Below are 17,625 nucleotides of genomic sequence, written 5' to 3'. Positions count from 1 at the left end.
GGTTGAAGCATCAATTAAAGGAGGACTTATGTCCGAGCGACTGCAAAACAAATGGGTGGTTCTTGCCCTGGCAACCTTCTGCTGCCTGTTATGGGGAAGCGCCTATCCCTGCGTAAAAATCGGCTATTCACTATTTGATATTGAAACCACCGGGGCTCAAATTCTTTTTGCCGGCTACCGATTTACCGTGGCTGGCGGCATCACTTTTTTGATAGCGGCTTTTTATTTCCGAAAATGGGTGATTCCCCGAAGGGATGAGCTAAAAGGAATTGTCGCCCTGGGCCTGGTTCAGACCACCTGTCAATACATCTTTTTCTACATTGGCTTGTCCAACACGACGGGGGTGAAAAGTGCCATCATCGGCGCGGCTTCAAATTTCTTCACGATATTTCTGGCGCACTATATATTAAAAGGAGAAAAGCTGACCAAATATAAAATTGTCGGGTCGGTTCTCGGAATGGCGGGGGTTGTGATCATACAGGTCAACGGGGGTGCCATTGACGGCAGTTTTTCTTTTTTCGGGGAGGGCTTTCTTCTCATCGCCAGTCTCACAACCGCTCTTGGTTCAGTCCTCACGCGAATTTTCACCCGGAGCAGTGATGCGATGCTTCTAACGGCATACCAACTGATGTTCGGCGGTGTGATTCTCATTGGCGTGGGGTTGCTGATGGGGGGATCCATCACTCAAATTTCTGCTGCGGGATTATGGCTGCTTTTCTATCTGGCCATGCTGTCGGCCCTGGCGTTTACCATCTGGACCATTCTGTTGAAGTATAACCCAGTCGGGAGAATCGCTATTTACGGTTTTATGTTCCCGATTTTCGGTGTCATTCTCTCGGGGATGCTGCTTGGGGAAGCTTTCCTGAGCCTGCGGACGCTGGCGGCCCTGGCCAGTGTCAGTTTTGGAATCTGGCTGGTCAACCGGGAAACAGAAAATTCGAAATGTTGACAAACAATCAGGGTCATGCTAAAATAGTTGCCGTTACAACAATTGTAACGACAACTATTTTTAAATTTAGGGATTCAGGGTGAAACAGATGTTAATGAATAATCTTTCGATAATTGTCCGTCACAGCAAAGTTTTCTGTGAACGGCGGCTGCAGGATTACGGGGTGGGATTTCCGGAACAAGTAATTTTGATGTTTCTGGCATCGAACGATGGGATCAACCAGGATGCCATCGCCCAGCATTTTTTGCTGGACAAGGGAGCCATTGCCAAAACCCTGCGAAAGCTTGAAGAAAAAGGCTTGATTTTGCGGCATCAGAACCCGGAGAACAAACGGGAAAACCTGATTTCAATTACCCCGGCGGGACAAGGCATCATGGGGGAAATGGGAAAGGCGCTGCAGGCATGGAATGCCAGTTTTTTTGAGGGCTTGAGTGAAGAAGATATCTGGCAATATGAGCGAATTACAAAAACCATCGCGGACAATGTGGCAAAGCTGACAGAAAAAGACAGCGAGCAGGATCAAAAAAAAATGGGAGCAGTTAAAAATGACAAATCAAAATAAAAAACGAAGCTTTGCCATCATAATGGTGGTGTATCTTCTGGGTATTTTCATGGGCGCGTTGGATACCGGTATCGTCACACCAGCCAGAACGGTGATTCAAACCAGTTTGATGGTGGATGACAAAACCGGCATCTGGATGATCACGATGTACACCCTGGCCTATGCCGCCAGCATCCCGGTGATGGGAAAACTGGCGGATCGGTTCGGAAGAAAAACCATCTATCTCTTAAGTATCTTTCTGTTCGGGTTGGGATCCCTTTTATGCGGTCTGTCCCAGAATTTTGAAAGTTTCCCGATGCTGCTGGCCGCCCGAGCCGTTCAGGCCGTCGGCGGCGGTGGTATCGTGCCGGTTGCAACCGCTGAATTTGGCACCACCTTCCCGAAGGAAAAGCGGGGGATGGCTTTAGGCCTGGTGGGCGGAGTCTACGGGATTGCCAATATATTTGGCGCATCCGCCGGCAGCGCCATTCTGGATCTGGCGGGAACAGCCAACTGGCAGTATGTTTTTTACATCAATGTTCCCATCACCATTTTTATTCTGATAGCTGGCTTTTTTTCATTGCCCAATACCAAGGTGGCCAATGTCAAAAAAATTGACATTGGCGGCATCACCGTCGTAACCATCATGGTTCTGTGTGTCCTGTATGGATTAAAGAACATTGACTTCTTTGATTTTAATAATACATTTCTCAGTACCGCTGTCTATCCCTTCCTGATCGTTTTCGTGCTGCTGCTGCCAATATTCATTTTTATTGAGAAGCGAGCGCAAGACCCGGTCATCAATTTATCCTACTTTACCAATAAGAACATTGTCATCACCCTTGTACTGTCTTTCATTACCGGGGTGGTGCTGATGGGAATGATTTTTGTGCCTCAGTTCTGTGAAAACGCCATGAAGACGGCCACGGGGAAAGGCGGATATTATGTCATTATCCTGGGACTTTTTGCCGGCGTCGGAGCGCCTTTTTCAGGAAAGCTCATCGACCGGTTCGGCGTCAGAATCACACTGGGATTCGGCTTTCTGGTGTCGTTTATCGGGTCACTTTTCCTGATTTTTGTGACCACCAATTATCCCAGCACCCTGACCGTGGTCATCAGTCTGATTCTGATGGGACTGGGGATTGGCTTCACCATGGGTACCCCAATCAATTATATGATGCTGGATAATACGAAACTGGCAGAATCCAACTCAGCCCTGGCCACCGTATCCCTGATCCGCTCCATCGGCACCGCCATCGCGCCAGCCATCATGGTCGGCTTCATCGCCCATGCAGGGCTTTCCGTCCAGACCAATGTAACCAGTCTGCTGCCCGACGAGGTGAATGTACCGACGCTGCCTTATACCCAGGAGCTCACCGATGAGTTAAACCAGCTGAAAGCCGACGACACCATCAAAGATAAACTGGCAACCGTTAACCTGCCGGATCTCAACTCAAAAGAGAAGATCGAAATCAACATGACCGACGACAGCGCGACACCAATACCAGACGATCTGGTCGCGATGATGAAGGAATCGGACGTGACCACCATCACCGGAAACAGTAAAGTCTTCGCAGAGCGGATGTTTGCACAGATGACACCGGAACCTATTGCCGAAATCAACAACGGCATTGACAGCGGTATCAACGGGTTGACAACCGGCATGACCGAGCTGGATGGAAGCATTGCTGATCTTCAGTCAGCCTACGATGGCATAGGCGAAGGAATTACCGGCATGGAATCAGCTATTGCATCCCAGGAAGAGGCACTGGGGCAGCTGGCAAGCCTGAGAGCGACCATGTCGGAAATGATGGCTGCAGCAGCTGAACAGATGGCGTCGGCGGCTGCAGCAACCAGCATGCCTTCAAGCGGAACAGAATCCTCCTACACCATGCCTTCAAATATAACCGGGCAACCGGCCGCAGTCTCCTCAGGCATGGGTGGAGGGACGATGGATGTGGTCAGCATGATCCCCGAAAGTGTGCGTAGCCAGCTTCCCCAAACTGTTCTGGATGAGCTCAGTGATGTGAAGAGCATCGATGATCTGGATGTGAAGATTGGCGAGCTGGAAGACGCCATCGCAACCCTGTCCAATCAGGTTGCTGCTGCACAGACAAGTCAGGCGGAGATGAAGACGGCCATCGACGCGATGGCGGATGTGAAAAACCAGCTGATCACCATGGTCAGCCAGATGACGGCTATGAAAAATGCCGTGCCCGGTGCTTTTGAAACGGCGAAAAACGAATACTTAGCAGCCATTGACAGCCGCAGTCTGGCCGTTGAAAATGAGTTTCAGAAAACCTTGAACAGCGGGTTCAAACAGGTATACATGACTGTTGCCATCGCTTCGGTTCTGGCCCTGATTATCCTGGCGTTTTATAAAAAACCGATGGATTTGGAAGAAGACTGAATATATACTCATGAACTTTCTGCATATCAATCATAAAGACGAATCTCTGAATCACTGAGTATCGAAATGCTGATAAGAATCGTCCCTCATATGCTTTTCAATTAAGTAACGATATGGTATAATAACGTATAAAATCATTGGAAATCATGTGATAAACACTTCCTGATCAGCAACATCCATTAGGAAGTGTTTTTAATTTGAAAAAATATTGAAATGGAGAATGAATGAGTATTTTAAATGTCGAAAATCTTTCTCACGGCTTTGGCGATCGGGCGATTTTTAATCAGGTCTCGTTTCGGTTGCTGAAAGGAGAACATATCGGTTTAATCGGTCCAAACGGAGAGGGCAAGTCTACCTTTATGAATATTGTCACCGGAAAAATGATGCCGGACGAAGGCAAAGTCGAATGGTCAAAAAATGTTCGCGTCGGCTACCTGGATCAGCACGCCGTACTGCAAAAAGGCATGACCGTCCGCGATGTGTTAAAATCTGCCTTTGAATTTTTATTGGAGATTGAAAGCCGTATCGGTTTACTCTATGAAAAAATGGCTGAAGACAGTCCGGAGGAAATGGAAAAGGATTTGGCGGAAGTGGGGGATTTACAGGAACTGCTGGAATTTCATGACTTCTATCTGATCGATTCAAAAGTGGAAGAAGTCGCAAAGGCTCTGGGCCTGAATGAAATAGGCCTGGATAAAGATATTACCGAACTGAGCGGCGGTCAGCGTACCAAAGTGCTGCTCGGAAAATTGCTGCTTGAGAAACCGGATATTCTGCTGTTGGATGAACCGACAAATTATCTGGATGAACAGCATATCGAATGGCTGAAGCGCTATCTGAATGATTATGAAAATGCGTTTATTCTGATCTCCCATGATATGCCTTTTGTCAATCAGGTTATCAATATCATTTATCATATGGACAATCAGAAACTGACTCGTTATGTGGGCGACTACGAAAAATTCCAGGCCGTGCTGGAAGCCAAAAAAGCCCAGGAAATATCGGCCTACAACCGACAGCAGAATGAGATTGCGGATTTGAAGGACTTTGTTGCGCGCAACAAGGCGCGGGTGGCGACGCGAAATATGGCGATGTCCCGGCAGAAAAAACTGGATAAGATGGAAATCATCGAGCTTGCCGGTGAGAAACCAAAACCCCGGTTTAATTTCAAAGAAGCCGGTGCAACCGGACGACGGGTTTTTGAAACTCAGGATCTGGTCATCGGCTATGACGAACCACTTTCCAAACCGCTTAATTTACTCATGGAACGGAAACAGAAAATTGTCTTGACCGGCACCAATGGCATCGGTAAAACGACCCTCCTGAAAAGCATTCTGGGATTGATTCCACCGATCAGCGGCAGTGTTGAACAGGGAGAAAAGCTGGAAATCGGCTATTTCGAACAGGAAATGGATCAGAATATCAATACCAGTTGTATCGAGGAAGTCTGGGAAGAGTTCCCTTCGCTTAATCAGAACGAGGTGCGTTCGGCACTGGCGCAGTGCGGGCTGACCAGAAAACACATTGAAAGCATGGTGCGGGTGCTCAGCGGCGGTGAACAGGCGAAGGTGCGCCTTTGCAAACTGATCAACCGACAGACGAATGTTCTGGTGCTCGACGAACCGACCAACCATCTGGATGCGGATGCGAAAGCGGAACTGCAGCGCGCCCTCAAAGCCTATAACGGCGGGATTCTGATGGTCTGTCACGAACCGGAATTCTATGAAAGTTTCATCAGTGAAGTATGGGATTGTTCCCAGTGGACAACCAAAGTTTTTTAATTGGCAACAAAAAAAGGTTAAGTGATCGGTGTCACTTAACCTTTTTTACTGCATTCAGAACATCGGTCCCTTGGTTTCAATACCGGCGGCTTCCGCCAGAGTCAGAATACCTTCAACAGCAATGCTGACGGTGCTTTCGACATGGATGAAATCCGTCGCACTGTTGTCAAAGAGGATGTTGCCCTCGGCCGGGAATTCATCGTCGTGATCCCAGAAAAGATATTGCACAGGGATGCAGTCGAAGGCGTTGATCTGACAGCCGGCATCGGAGTTCGGGAGCCGGATGCCGCCGAGCGCCTCGCAGGCCATCATCAGTTTTTCGGGCTGACCGGAAAATGTCCGGGCAAAAGGCGTCAGGACGTGTTTCTCAAAAGCCGATGTGAAAGGGGATGCGCCTTTAAGTTCCCGAAAGGGTACCCATTTGTTCTGAAAAACAGCATGGGGCGAGGCATACCAGAGAAGCGTATAGATGTTCAGCTGCTTGTTGACATCCACCGGCTGAAAATCTTCAGGGGAAATGATTCTTCCGGTTTCCGTATGAATCCCGTATTTCCGTCCGTAATGCTTCAAGGTTAGGTATTCATCCTCCTGTTTGATTTCGGGCAGTTTTTCCAGCAGCAGCTGATGGTCCATTTCGATAAATTTCCGGCGCCATTCAGCACAGGCTTTTTCGTAGTTGTTTATTGTATCATTTGGCATATAATTACTCCTCACAATTATTTTGTTTAAGCGGAATTGTTTGTTATTTTCTTAGCATCACTGTAACAGAAGTGATGGATCATTTCAAGGTAAAAACGCGCTATAAGCAGGTGAAAATCTGCCAATAAAAAAAGGAGCCGATGGGAAGGCGGTCGTGGCAGGAAGCGAATTTTCTACCGAGATAGAATCGGGTTGTGCTTCCAAGTGCGCCGCCGAGAATGACGAGTATGGTTTCCATGGGCCAGTTTCCTAATTGTAGTCAAAGCCGAACTGGGAAACAATGGCTTTTCCAACGGGATGGACAACGCGATGCCCGACAATATTTCCAATGTAGACGGCGGTGATTCCCAGGATTAGGGAGGCGGCGATGAAATAAAAAAAGGTTCCGGTTAAACCGACATCAAGCAGATCCAGACTTTCCTTGCAAAAGGTTGAAAATGTCGTAAAGGCTCCCACGAAACCGGCGGTAACTCCCAGTTTCAGATCGGTGCTGATCCGCTCTGTTCTGGAAAATACGGCGTTGAACATACCCAGCAGCAGACAGCCAAGCAGATTGATCAGCAGAATATTGAATGCGCTGTTTGGCAAAACAGCGGTAGCCGGCAATAAATTTGCCGTTGTTTTGAATCCATAACGCAGCAGGGCACCGATGGCGCCGCCGGCCGCAATAAAACAATATTTTTTCATCATTGTCCTCCTCTGAAATGACAAACTATTTCCGTCGTGAAGGTTTTTATTATTATTTGTTTGAGTAAAAAACAGAGAAATGATTTTAGGCAATAAAAAACCTGCAGAATCATGAATCTAATCTGCAGGAGTCATTAGCTAATCAGCATTTCAGGTGAACTCCATCACCTTTTTCGTTGTGAACTAAGGATAGCATGAGGAAATAAATGCGTCAAGATGATCACCGGTTGAAACCGTAATCAAAATCATGTAATCGAAATCATTTTGGATGCTGACAAACTGAATATCAAAGACCAGCGCTGAATTCAGCGGAAAAATCAGTGAACTGAACAGCGATCTGCACGGCACTAAGACTGTATGCAGAAAACCTCTGAAATTTTTCGACCATCCTACTTTCATAAATAAATAAACCACAAAAGGGTATCTATGAAAAAAGGAGGCGGATATCATGAGAAGAACACCAATAATTGGTATAATGACGGCCGTTCTTTTATTGCTGCTGTTTTTTTCCGGATGCAGTTCCGGCAATACCGACAGCGCATCGGATACCACAACAGAGAAGGCAGATAATGTCACAACGGACAGCCCGTCAGACAGTGCGATCCAAAGCAATACTGACAGCACAGTACCGGCCGATCCTAATGCAGCTGCGGTCTGCACATATCGCGACGGCGTTTATACCGGCAATGGATCAGGACGATCTCCCGGGATTGTCGTCGAGGTGACCATAATGGGCGGGGCTATCTGTGATATCTCAGTTGTCAGCTACAATGATACCTATGTGTATTTTGATGATGCTGCCGATGTGCTCATCCCAGACATCATTGCAGCTCAGTCCACACAAGTCGACACCTTCAGCGGCGCAACGTTAAGCTCCAAAGGCATTCTCGAGGCGGTCAATGACGCCCTGTCACAGGCCGTTATGCAGTAAAAATGCATGATAAACAGGAATAAAAAAGCAGGGGCTCCGACATTAAATCGGCAACTCCTGCTTTTATCATGATTCGAATTTGTCTGGTTGATTGCTTTTCAATTTGCCGGGTTCTTTAATTTATGAATCAGTTTAACCACTTCATACCACAAAACCGAAACAGCGGCGATTCCAAACACGGTAAGCAACTGGGCCGGTGAGAGGGGCGTGAGTTTCAGAAAAGCACTGGCCGGCGTGTAGAGAATGATCAGCAGACCAGATAGGGTCGCTATGTTAACCAACCACATCAGCTTATCCTTCATCAATCGTTTCATGGACTGCAAGGCAAAATCATGATAGGAACTGTTGACCTGAACGAGAAAAAGATTAGCGATCACGATGACCGAAAAGCCCATCGTTCTGGCCAGTGGTGCGTTGCCGGGATTCTGCTCCAGCATCAAATAGTAGGTGCCAAAGGAAGCAGCAAACAGAACAAACCCCTGTGAAAAACTCTTTAATAATAATCGGGCATCAACCAGATTTTCAGCAGGATTCCGCGGTTTTCTTTCCATGATATCCAGCTCGGCTGGTTGCCGCTCAAGCACGATGGAGCAGGTTGGATCGATGATCAGCTCCAGCAGCACCACATGCAACGGCAGCAATAAAAGACTGGCGGGACCAATCCCGAGCAAAGGTGCCAGCAGAGCGGCAAACGCAATCGGAATATGAATCGTAAACACATACCCGACGGCTTTTCGGATGTTGTCATAGACCCGGCGACCGTCGCGAACCGTGTAGACGATGGTTGAGAAATTGTCGTCCATTAGAATAAGATCTGCCGCTTCCCGTGACACTTCCGAACCGCGTTTGCCCATGGCAATCCCGATATCGGCATACTTCAATGCCGGTGCATCATTGACGCCATCCCCGGTCATTGCAACAATTTCGCCGTTTTCTTTAAAGGCTCTGACGATCCGCATTTTATGTTCCGGAACAACCCGGGAGAAGATGCTGACTTTTTTCACTTTTTCACGCAGTTCTTCATCTGCCATTGCTTCGAGCATGTCGCCCGTGATGATGTTCTCACAACCGGTCATGCCGATTTTTTTCGCAATGCTGGCAGCTGTGATGCCGTTGTCGCCGGTGATCATGACAACGCGAATTCCAGCCTTATTGCAGAGTGCGATATCATCTTTCACCGATTCTCTCGGCGGGTCAGCCAGGCCGATCAGCCCGCAAAATGAAAGCGTGCAGGCAGTAATATCAGCAGGAATATCCGATTCAGTTTCTGGTTTCATCGTGCCAACGGCGATCACCCGCAGACCCTGCTCGGACATCTCACGGATCTTATTTTCAATGATTTTGCGTTCATCTTTGGAAAGCTCGCTAATGGTCAGGATGTGTTCGGGAGAACCTTTGGCGGCAACGATGATTTCACCGTCATGGTGCCAGACGTGTCCCATCATCTTGAGTTCATTGGTAAAGGCGTATTCGGTAATCAAGTCGCCACCGAAAAGATGCGCTCTGGAAAAGCCCTGCTTTTCGCAGTAGTTGAGCATTGCCTTCTCCATGGGATCATAGGTATCAGTTTCACATCCGAGTCCCATCATTTCGCAAAGGGTATCAGCGTTACCGTTCAGCACCCAGGTATCCTGAACGGTCATCTGGTTCATCGTGATGGTACCGGTTTTATCGACGCAGAGCACCGAGACAGAACCGAGGGTTTCAACTGCAGGCAGTTTGCGCACCAGCGACTGCTTTTTAGCCAGCCGCCAGGCGCCCATTGAAAGAAAGACGGTCAGAATGACCGGGAATTCTTCCGGAATCATCGCCATGGCCAGAGTGATCCCTGAGAGGATGCTCTCGATGATACGGTCTTTGAAGGCATGGTCGGGAATATTGAGATAGGTTACCAGACCAACGAGCGTCATCAATAATAAGGCAATCCCGGCGCATAGTTTGACCAGGCTGCCGGTTTGCCGCTGCAGCGGAGAAGGCTTATCCGGGGCTGAGGCCACATTGGCGCCGATTTTTCCGTACTCTGTTGCTTTTCCGATTTTGTCAACCGCGACGGTCGCAGATCCCTGCGTGACAAGCGTACCGGCATAACAGTAATCTTTGCGCCAGTAATCACGGGATGGATCCGCACTTTCTGTTGCGATTTTCCAAACCCCCTCGGCTTCTCCGGTGAGTGAGGATTCATCCACGCACAGATCACTGCATTTTAGAATGATCCCATCTGCCGGAATTTTCACACCCTCGCAGATCATCATCAGATCGTCGGGAACGAGATCCACACTGGCGATGATGATTTCCTTTCCATCGCGGATGACCCTGATATGGGGGGCAGACAGATCCTTGAGTGCGCTGAGGGTTTTATCGGTTTTCCATTCCTGAATGACGTCAATGCTGATAATTCCAATGACGAATACCAGCATGATCGCACCATCCCGGGGTTCACCCAGAATAAAGTAGATGCCTGCAGCGACCAGCAGCAGCAGGAACATGGGCTCGCAGATGATGTGCAGCAGCTTGTGAAAAAAGCTATCTTTTTTCTGTGCTGTCAATTCATTTTTTCCAAATTGTTCCTGCCGGTTATTTGCTTCCTGAGTCGTAAGTCCGTTCGGACCGGTTCTGTTTTCAATCAAAACATACCTCCGTTTTCAGCCGTATGGCTTTATATTTAATCGCCTCCTGACACTTCACTGATTGTCGGTGTTTTACGTATGTTCTTAAAAAGGTATAAAAAAACACCTGCGGGAACATACTACTGTCCCGCAGATGTGATGAAGATAATCTGCTGCCGTCTGAACGGCCCGGCCTCATGAACAGAAATCTGTTCATCGCCTGATCAGGTTGTACTGTAGAATAAAATGCAGTGCAAAGAGATTGATACTATTGTAATACATCTGCACTTTTTTTTCAAGCCTGATTGAAAATCTGGCGACGTTTGCCACTAACAATGCGGCAAAGGTCTTGCTTATTTCTTGTGGTTTTCTTTGTTTTCTGTTATATTGAAGGTAATGATTTTACTGGGGGATTTATCTGACGTTTAATTATCAATCTGTATTTACGCTTGTCGGGAAAACAATTATCCGTCAAGATCAGGTAGAAGATGAAAAATATCAAAATAATTCACGAGATTTGAGGTGGCAAATTTTGATGTCCAGAGTACAAAAAACTATCAAGGATCTGTTTTATATTTCGGTTGCAGACGATTACCGCGATGAGCTGAGCACCACGATCAGCCAAACCAACATCGACAGAGTAGTCCTTTTTTCGCGTATTTTTGTCTTTTGGGAATTGGCAATGATCATTTTTTCGTGGCTTTTTAAAGGTCGAGATCTATTTGTTCAACCGGGTATTTACTATTTTGCAATGTATCTGGTTCTGTTAGTGGCAGCGTCCGCAAGCGCGATTATGTTCAACGGAATGAAAAAGAACATCGATCAACATGTGCGTGGCATCCAGGCGGTTACGATTATTTTTTCCATCTCAATTCTATCATGGTGTGCCGGTATTTCACTACTGGACCAGATTTCCTACGGCCAAATCGTTATCTATATTGGAGCCATCATTTCTCTGGCTGTGATACCGCTTTTTCAACCCTATATTCTGCTACTGATTTATACGCTGGTGCAGGCCGCTTTTATACTGCTGATTTCACTGTTTCAGCCATCCGGCAATATTGTTTTCGGAAATATTGCCAACAGCACCCTGATTCTTATATTGGCTGTAGTCATTTCACGGATGCGATTTAAGGATTGTGTGAGCATTTTTGAAAATGGAAAAAAACTGGAGCAAAAAAGTCAAGAACTGGAAACGGTCAACAAAGAATTGAAGCAAGCCAATGAAAAATTGAAACTTCTTTCCCAGCGGGATGGGCTGACGCATATTTTCAACCGTTCCATGTTCGATAAGTCAATGAAGCTGGAATGGCGCAGTTGCCGCAAGAACCGGTTACCATTGTCCCTGATTATGGTCGACATCGATTTTTTCAAATCATTGAACGACAGTTTCGGACATCAGATCGGGGATCATTGCTTACAGCAGGTTGCGGATGTTCTTGTTTTCTGTGCCAACCGTTCTCGCGATGTCGTGTCCAGATACGGCGGCGACGAATTTGCTGTCATTCTGCCGCAGACAGATCAAGACGGGGCGATGACGATTGCAAACAAACTTCGGGAGAATGTTTCAAAACTGGTCATTTCCGGGATTGATTCACAGGCGTGTCAATCGATCACCATCAGCATCGGTGTCTGTTGCGTGGTTCCGTCGGAAAATTCATCCAGTGAAGACTTGATCAAAAATGCGGATCAGGCCCTTTATGAGGCGAAAAAGATCCGCAACAGCATCCATTTTCAGAGCATTGACGTGATTGATGTCAACGTTATTTAAATAATAGAAATTTTGGGTAAAAAAAATAAAGAGATCCTGAAAAACAGATTGTTTTTACGGAGTCTCCTTTTTTTTATTTTTAAAAAATTGAGAAATACATAAGCGACGAACAATTATTGCTTTACGGTCGGTTTCCACAACCAGTTTTGTAACGTGTAGGCGAACAGTCGATAGACTGTCCGCTGTACAGTGTAAAAACTGGTTCGTGCGAAACTGATCGTAAAGCTCACGGCACTTTGAGCAATTATTTATTTTTCAAACGGGAAATTGTACTGGTTTAAACCAAGTTCAGCTTTGATATCGAGAATATCCTTGATCAGGGCATCGTTGACGGGAACACCGGTATTCTTGCGCTGCAGCCAGACGTCATATTCCTTTTCGCCGGCGGTGTAGATGCGTTCCTGTCCCGGCATCTTGTCGGAATTGCGGAGATCTCTCAGAATATCGCCGGTTGTCTTTTTGAAAGCATCCGGTTCGATGAAGTTGTCGATGTTGATGGCTATGAAGAAATGGCCCAGATGGTAGGGTTGTGCATTTCCGTTGGGATCAAAACCCAGCAGTCCCTTCAGGAAGGAACCACCCTGCAGCGCAGCGGATAGAATTTCCACCACGGTAGCGTAGCCGTAACCCTTGTATCCACCGGTGTCTTCGCCGATTCCGCCCAGCGGCGTCAAGGCAGCTTCGCCCTTGACCAGGTCGATCAGAATCTGTTTGGTATCGGTACGGCTTTTTCCTTGACGGTCGATGACCCAGCCGTCCGGCAGCTCTTTGTTTTCACGGTCATAAACTTCGATTTTGCCGCGCTGGGAAACAGAAGTGGCACAGTCAAGCACGAAGGGGAAGGGTTCATCACTGGGCATCCCGAAGGTAATCGGATTGGTACCCAGCATGTTTTCAACGCCAAAGGTTGGGGCGATGGAGGGGCGTGCGTTAGTGCCGGTGATGCCGATCATATTGTTTTCGATCGCCATCAGCGGATAGTAACCGGCGAAGCCGTAATGGGTGGAGTTTCTGACAACCGTCATGCCCATGCCGTAAACCTTGGCTTTGTCGATGGCCATCTGCATGGCGCGCTTGGCGATAACATGGCCCATGCCGTCGTGGCCGTCGATCACGGCGGTGGTAAAGGTTTCCTTGACGATTTCGAATTCTGTTACTGGGTGCTGGATGCCTTTTTTGATACGGTCGTAGTAAATGGGCTTGAGTCGTCCGATACCGTGAGAATCAATACCGCGTTTGTCTGCGGAAATCAGGATGTCCGCGCAGATTTTGGCGTCTGCTTCCGGAACACCGACGCCTTTAAGGGCGGCGGCCATGAATGCTTCCATCGTGTCAAAGGGAATCGTGTAGGTGGTTTCGTTTTTCATTGATTGTTCTCCTTTTGAATTAATCTCTATCTTAATTTAACTTATCACAATTTTGTCAACATAGGCTGAGGTGGCGGCGTGCAGCGCTCCGACGTAGTCGCAGCGGAGGCTGATGATGTCGCCCACTTCATAGGTTGTATTGGCATCAGTCACATCGATCACCAGGTGATCGGAACTGGAACCTTCAATGGTGATCCCGGCATCCAGCGGAAACAGGTGATCGGTGTCGGTGTCCTGGCGGCCCAGTCCGCAAATGGCACGGCGCCGGATTCCCTTATCTTCAAAATCCGGGATTTCTTCGAAGGCGTTTTTGCCGATTTCGCCGATCGGGAAGGTGGGTTTGTCCTGAAGCTCGACGATTTCCACATCCAGAATAAAGGCATCCTGATGCAGATAATCGTAGCATTTGAAATAGGCCGATTCCCGTCCGAACAGGATGACTTCGCCGAGACGCAGGTTATTGATTTGCTCCGGAAAGGTGTCGTTCTCAATCAGGTAATAGGCACTGGAATTTCCGCCGGATATAATTTCACAGGGGATCTCGTATTTTTCTTCCAGCATTTTTTTGACCTTGAAAAAGGCCGTGAAGCTGTCGGGCGTGGGAATGGTTGCCCCGACGCAGGTAGCGTTGGTCCCGATTCCCCGGAGCCGAATATGCTCCATGGTCTTAATTTCGCGAAGGTTTTCATCCAACTTCTGCCAGGAATCTGAAATCAGTGCTTCAATTTCAGGCGCTGCGGGCTGTCCATCGCCGATAAAAAGACCTTCGCGAAGGTCTCCAAGGTCGAGCATATAGAGAATACTGTGGGTTCTGCCCATGGTCTTTGCGGCCTCATTCAACAGACGGATGGTTTTGATCTCGCTGTTTAAAGACAGATTGGAATAGGCGACGGTCTGGTTGACTTCACTGGGCATGGGAATACGGATCAGCCATTTTTCACAGGGCAGGTGCGCCAGTTTTTTCAGATTGATAATCCGGGAATCACCAAGCGCGGTAACACCGCCATCGAGCAAAGCTTGGGCAATCTCGGCATTGCCGCCGGTGACTTTGGTAACGGCGGTGATATTGATGCCCTTCAGCGCAGCCCGGGTGACGATTTCTTTTGTGTTTGCTATGATTTTCTGTTTGTTTATTGTTAAAAGGGGATACATCGAATGCTCCTTTTCAATTTACTGTGGTCCAGTATACCATAAATGTTTAAGGAATTCACAAAAAATCTTTCAGAACTGTCTTTGCCTGCCAAATCAGCGCATTCGCGGATGATCCCATCACATTATTGTTTTAAATCGGCAGTAAAATAAAAACACTTCGATTAAAAAGGCACAAATGATTGACAGTTTTGTTCGCCTTATTTATAATTAATGATGGAATTCGTTAGGAGACAAGTAGAAATTCGTCCCTTATGGGGTACGGATTTTTTTGTTTTAAATAATACATTCGATATAAAAGGCAAATAGATGGAGGAAATATGTCAACATATGATCATAAGCAGATAGAGAAAGACTGGCAAAAGTATTGGGAAGAAAATGAAACTTTCCGGATTGAAGAAAATTCAAAAAAAGAAAAATTCTACGGATTGGTTGAATTTCCATACCCGTCCGGCGTCGGCCTGCATGTTGGCCATGTTCGCGCCTATACCTCGCTTGAGGTGATTGCCAGAAAGCGCCGCCTGGAAGGATTCAACGTGCTTTTCCCGATTGGCTGGGATGCCTTCGGTTTGCCGACGGAAAACTATGCCATCAAAACGGGGAGACATCCCCGCGAAGTCACCGATGAAAACATTGCTGTGTTTACCGATCAGCTCAAACGCATCGGTTATTCCTTTGACTGGAGCAAGGAAATTGATACCACGGATCCGAAGTATTTCAAATGGACCCAGTGGATTTTCCTGCAGCTGTTCAAACACGGCCTGGCTTTCAGAGACCGCACCTATGTCAATTTCTGCAACGGCTGCAAAGTCGTGCTGGCGAATGAAGATTTCCGTGACGGGAAATGCGACCGCTGCGGCAGCGAGGTCGTGCAGCTGGAAAAAGACGTCTGGTTCCTGAAGATCCGGGAATACGCCGAAAAACTGCTGGCTGGCCTGGATGATGTCGATTATCTGCCACGAATCCGTCTGGAGCAGGAAAACTGGATTGGAAAATCAATTGGCGCCGAAGTGGACTTTGCCATTGCCGGTCATGACAATGCGCTGCGTGTCTTCACGACCCGCCCTGACACCTTGTTCGGTGCAACCTTCATGGTCATCGCGCCGGAGCATCCGCTGATTGCGGAGCTGGCTGCTGACATCACCAACATGGCTGAGCTGGTGGACTATCAGGAAAAAGCCAAACGAAAGACAGAATTCGAACGGGTACAACTGGCCAAGGACAAAACCGGAGTGCGTATCCTGGGCATTCAGGCCATCAACCCGGTCACCCATACCGAAATCCCGATCTTCATCGCCGATTACGTCATGATGGGCTACGGAACCGGTGCCATCATGGCTGTGCCGGGACATGACACCCGTGACTGGGAGTTTGCGACCAAATTCGGTCTGCCGATCATCGAGGTCATCAAAGGCGGCGACGTCAGTGAAGCTGCCTACACCGATACCGATTCCGGCGAAATGGTCAACTCCGGCTTTCTCAACGGCATGGAAGTCAAACAAGCCATTGCCGCCGCCATCAGCTATCTGGAAAAAGAGAACCTGGGCAAGCAGACCATCAACTATAAAATGAAGGACTGGGCCTTCAACCGCCAACGTTACTGGGGCGAACCGATTCCGATCATCCACTGTCCGAAATGCGGCATGGTGCCGGTGCCGGAAAATGAACTACCGCTGGAACTGCCGAAGGTTGAGAGCTACGAGCCGACGGACAACGGCAAGTCACCGCTGGCAAACATTCCGGAATGGTATCAGACCACCTGTCCCGTCTGCGGCGGACCGGCTGAACGTGAAACGGACACCATGCCCCAATGGGCCGGCTCCAGCTGGTACTTCCTGCGATACTTTGACAATCAAAATGATGACGAGTTTGCCTCAATGGACAAAATGAAATACTGGCTGCCGGTTGACTGGTACAACGGCGGGATGGAACACGTCACGCGGCATCTGCTCTATTCGCGTTTCTGGCATCAGTTCCTGTATGATATCGGGTTGGTTCCGACCAAGGAACCTTATGCCAAACGAACCGCCCAGGGCCTGATTTTGGGCAACGACGGAGATAAGATGTCCAAGTCAAAGGGCAATGTGGTCAATCCGAATGAGATCATCGATAACTACGGGGCCGATACCCTCAGAACTTACATCATGTTCATCGGCGATTACGAAAAAGCGGCGCCATGGTCCGACAACGGAGCAAAAGGCTGCCGACGCTTCCTTGACCGGGTCTGGAAGCTTCAGGATATCGTCACCGACGGCGAAGGCTACAGTAACGGACTGGAAACAGCAATCCATAAGACCATCAAGAAGGTCAGCAGCGACTACGAGGAAATGAAATACAATACCGCCATTGCTGCCATGATGACGCTGCTCAATGAGTTCAACAAACAGAGCAAAATTACCCAGGATGACCTGAAGACCTTCATTCTGCTGCTTTATCCGGTGGCACCGCACATCACCTCCCAGATCTGGAAGGAAATGAAAATGGGCGGCCGACTGGATCAGACGACCTGGCCGCAATACGATGAAGCAAAAACCGTCGACAATGTTGTTGAAATGGCTGTCCAGATCAACGGAAAAGTGCGTGGCACCATCACCCTGCCGGTGGATGCAGACAAAGATACGGCCAGAGCCATTGCGCTCAGCCAGGAAACGATTCTGTCCTACACCCAGGGGAAAACCATCGTCAAAGAGATCTACGTGCCTGGTAAGATTTTCAACATCGTTGTGAAATAGGA

13 protein-coding genes and 2 riboswitches are annotated in these 17,625 nt (G+C 48.0%); of the genes, 7 read left to right on the top strand and 6 right to left on the bottom strand.

Annotated features, from left to right (window positions below):
• Positions 1–28 precede the first annotated feature (28 nt).
• The 4 genes from GH808_RS10980 to GH808_RS10965 all read left to right on the top strand — a co-directional run bounded on the left by GH808_RS10980 (position 29) and on the right by GH808_RS10965 (position 5,681).
• On the top strand, positions 29–949 hold the full coding sequence (locus tag GH808_RS10980; protein ID WP_186842838.1) for a DMT family transporter: 921 nt from the start codon (positions 29–31) through the stop codon (positions 947–949).
• A gap of 88 nt (positions 950–1,037) precedes the next feature.
• Positions 1,038–1,511 carry a MarR family winged helix-turn-helix transcriptional regulator gene (locus GH808_RS10975; RefSeq protein ID WP_186842837.1) on the top strand — a complete coding sequence of 158 codons (474 nt, stop codon included), beginning with the start codon at positions 1,038–1,040 and terminating at the stop codon, positions 1,509–1,511.
• Positions 1,495–3,900, top strand: a complete 2,406-nt coding sequence (locus GH808_RS10970; protein ID WP_186842836.1) for an MFS transporter — start codon at positions 1,495–1,497, stop codon at positions 3,898–3,900. The genes GH808_RS10975 and GH808_RS10970 overlap by 17 nt, the downstream gene beginning before the upstream one ends.
• A 224-nt stretch (positions 3,901–4,124) precedes the next feature.
• Positions 4,125–5,681 carry an ABC-F family ATP-binding cassette domain-containing protein gene (locus tag GH808_RS10965; RefSeq protein WP_186842835.1) on the top strand — a complete coding sequence of 519 codons (1,557 nt, stop codon included), beginning with the start codon at positions 4,125–4,127 and terminating at the stop codon, positions 5,679–5,681.
• A 54-nt stretch (positions 5,682–5,735) separates the two neighbouring features.
• On the opposite strand, the gene GH808_RS10960 is transcribed toward GH808_RS10965, so the two are convergent.
• From GH808_RS10960 to GH808_RS10950, 3 genes are all read right to left on the bottom strand, one after another.
• Positions 5,736–6,380 (bottom strand): DUF3786 domain-containing protein, encoded by a 645-nt coding sequence (locus GH808_RS10960; RefSeq protein ID WP_186842834.1) that lies wholly within the window; start codon positions 6,378–6,380, stop codon positions 5,736–5,738.
• A 100-nt stretch (positions 6,381–6,480) separates the two neighbouring features.
• Positions 6,481–6,618, bottom strand: coding sequence for a hypothetical protein (locus GH808_RS10955; RefSeq protein WP_186842833.1), 138 nt, complete (start codon positions 6,616–6,618; stop codon positions 6,481–6,483).
• An 11-nt stretch (positions 6,619–6,629) separates the two neighbouring features.
• Positions 6,630–7,070: a fluoride efflux transporter FluC gene (locus GH808_RS10950; protein ID WP_186842832.1), complete on the bottom strand. Its 441-nt coding sequence runs from the start codon at positions 7,068–7,070 to the stop codon at positions 6,630–6,632.
• Between the two features lie 115 nt (positions 7,071–7,185).
• Positions 7,186–7,245, bottom strand: a riboswitch (Fluoride riboswitch).
• A gap of 270 nt (positions 7,246–7,515) precedes the next feature.
• On the opposite strand from GH808_RS10950, the gene GH808_RS10945 reads away from it, so the two are divergent.
• Positions 7,516–7,998: an FMN-binding protein gene (locus tag GH808_RS10945; protein WP_186842831.1), complete on the top strand. Its 483-nt coding sequence runs from the start codon at positions 7,516–7,518 to the stop codon at positions 7,996–7,998.
• A gap of 98 nt (positions 7,999–8,096) precedes the next feature.
• On the opposite strand, the gene GH808_RS10940 is transcribed toward GH808_RS10945, so the two are convergent.
• The gene (locus GH808_RS10940) at positions 8,097–10,625 is read right to left on the bottom strand and encodes a cation-translocating P-type ATPase (protein ID WP_186842830.1); all 2,529 of its coding nucleotides are present in this window, start codon (positions 10,623–10,625) and stop codon (positions 8,097–8,099) included.
• A gap of 120 nt (positions 10,626–10,745) precedes the next feature.
• Positions 10,746–10,842, bottom strand: a riboswitch (NiCo riboswitch).
• A 297-nt stretch (positions 10,843–11,139) separates the two neighbouring features.
• Here GH808_RS10940 and GH808_RS10935 point away from each other — a divergent pair.
• Positions 11,140–12,375, top strand: a complete 1,236-nt coding sequence (locus tag GH808_RS10935; protein ID WP_186842829.1) for a GGDEF domain-containing protein — start codon at positions 11,140–11,142, stop codon at positions 12,373–12,375.
• A 248-nt stretch (positions 12,376–12,623) separates the two neighbouring features.
• Here the strand turns inward: GH808_RS10935 and GH808_RS10930 are convergent, their stop codons facing one another.
• Entirely contained in the window at positions 12,624–13,742 is a 1,119-nt protein-coding gene (locus GH808_RS10930) for an Ldh family oxidoreductase (protein ID WP_186842828.1), read from the bottom strand.
• A 36-nt stretch (positions 13,743–13,778) separates the two neighbouring features.
• Complete coding sequence (locus GH808_RS10925; RefSeq protein WP_186842827.1) at positions 13,779–14,894, bottom strand: alanine/ornithine racemase family PLP-dependent enzyme; 1,116 nt, start codon at positions 14,892–14,894, stop codon at positions 13,779–13,781.
• Between the two features lie 317 nt (positions 14,895–15,211).
• Between GH808_RS10925 and leuS the strand changes: the two genes are divergently transcribed.
• On the top strand, positions 15,212–17,623 hold the full coding sequence (leuS, locus tag GH808_RS10920) for a leucine--tRNA ligase (RefSeq protein ID WP_186842826.1): 2,412 nt from the start codon (positions 15,212–15,214) through the stop codon (positions 17,621–17,623).
• Positions 17,624–17,625 lie beyond the last annotated feature (2 nt).

The sequence above is a fragment of the Acetobacterium fimetarium genome (assembly GCF_014284475.1).
In the GTDB taxonomy this organism is placed as follows: Bacteria; Bacillota; Clostridia; order Eubacteriales; family Eubacteriaceae; genus Acetobacterium; species Acetobacterium fimetarium.
The sequence above is the reverse complement of the archived record's forward strand: the minus strand, read 5'-3'. Positions and strand labels throughout refer to the sequence as shown.

Coding starts and splice junctions, on each gene's coding strand:
- GH808_RS10980 (WP_186842838.1), top strand. CDS start 29: ATGTCCGAGCGACTGCAAAACAAATGGGTGGTTCTTGCCCTGGCAACC.
- GH808_RS10975 (WP_186842837.1), top strand. CDS start 1,038: ATGTTAATGAATAATCTTTCGATAATTGTCCGTCACAGCAAAGTTTTC.
- GH808_RS10970 (WP_186842836.1), top strand. CDS start 1,495: ATGACAAATCAAAATAAAAAACGAAGCTTTGCCATCATAATGGTGGTG.
- GH808_RS10965 (WP_186842835.1), top strand. CDS start 4,125: ATGAGTATTTTAAATGTCGAAAATCTTTCTCACGGCTTTGGCGATCGG.
- GH808_RS10960 (WP_186842834.1), bottom strand. CDS start 6,380: ATGCCAAATGATACAATAAACAACTACGAAAAAGCCTGTGCTGAATGG.
- GH808_RS10955 (WP_186842833.1), bottom strand. CDS start 6,618: ATGGAAACCATACTCGTCATTCTCGGCGGCGCACTTGGAAGCACAACC.
- GH808_RS10950 (WP_186842832.1), bottom strand. CDS start 7,070: ATGATGAAAAAATATTGTTTTATTGCGGCCGGCGGCGCCATCGGTGCC.
- GH808_RS10945 (WP_186842831.1), top strand. CDS start 7,516: ATGAGAAGAACACCAATAATTGGTATAATGACGGCCGTTCTTTTATTG.
- GH808_RS10935 (WP_186842829.1), top strand. CDS start 11,140: ATGTCCAGAGTACAAAAAACTATCAAGGATCTGTTTTATATTTCGGTT.
- GH808_RS10930 (WP_186842828.1), bottom strand. CDS start 13,742: ATGAAAAACGAAACCACCTACACGATTCCCTTTGACACGATGGAAGCA.
- GH808_RS10925 (WP_186842827.1), bottom strand. CDS start 14,894: ATGTATCCCCTTTTAACAATAAACAAACAGAAAATCATAGCAAACACA.
- leuS (WP_186842826.1), top strand. CDS start 15,212: ATGTCAACATATGATCATAAGCAGATAGAGAAAGACTGGCAAAAGTAT.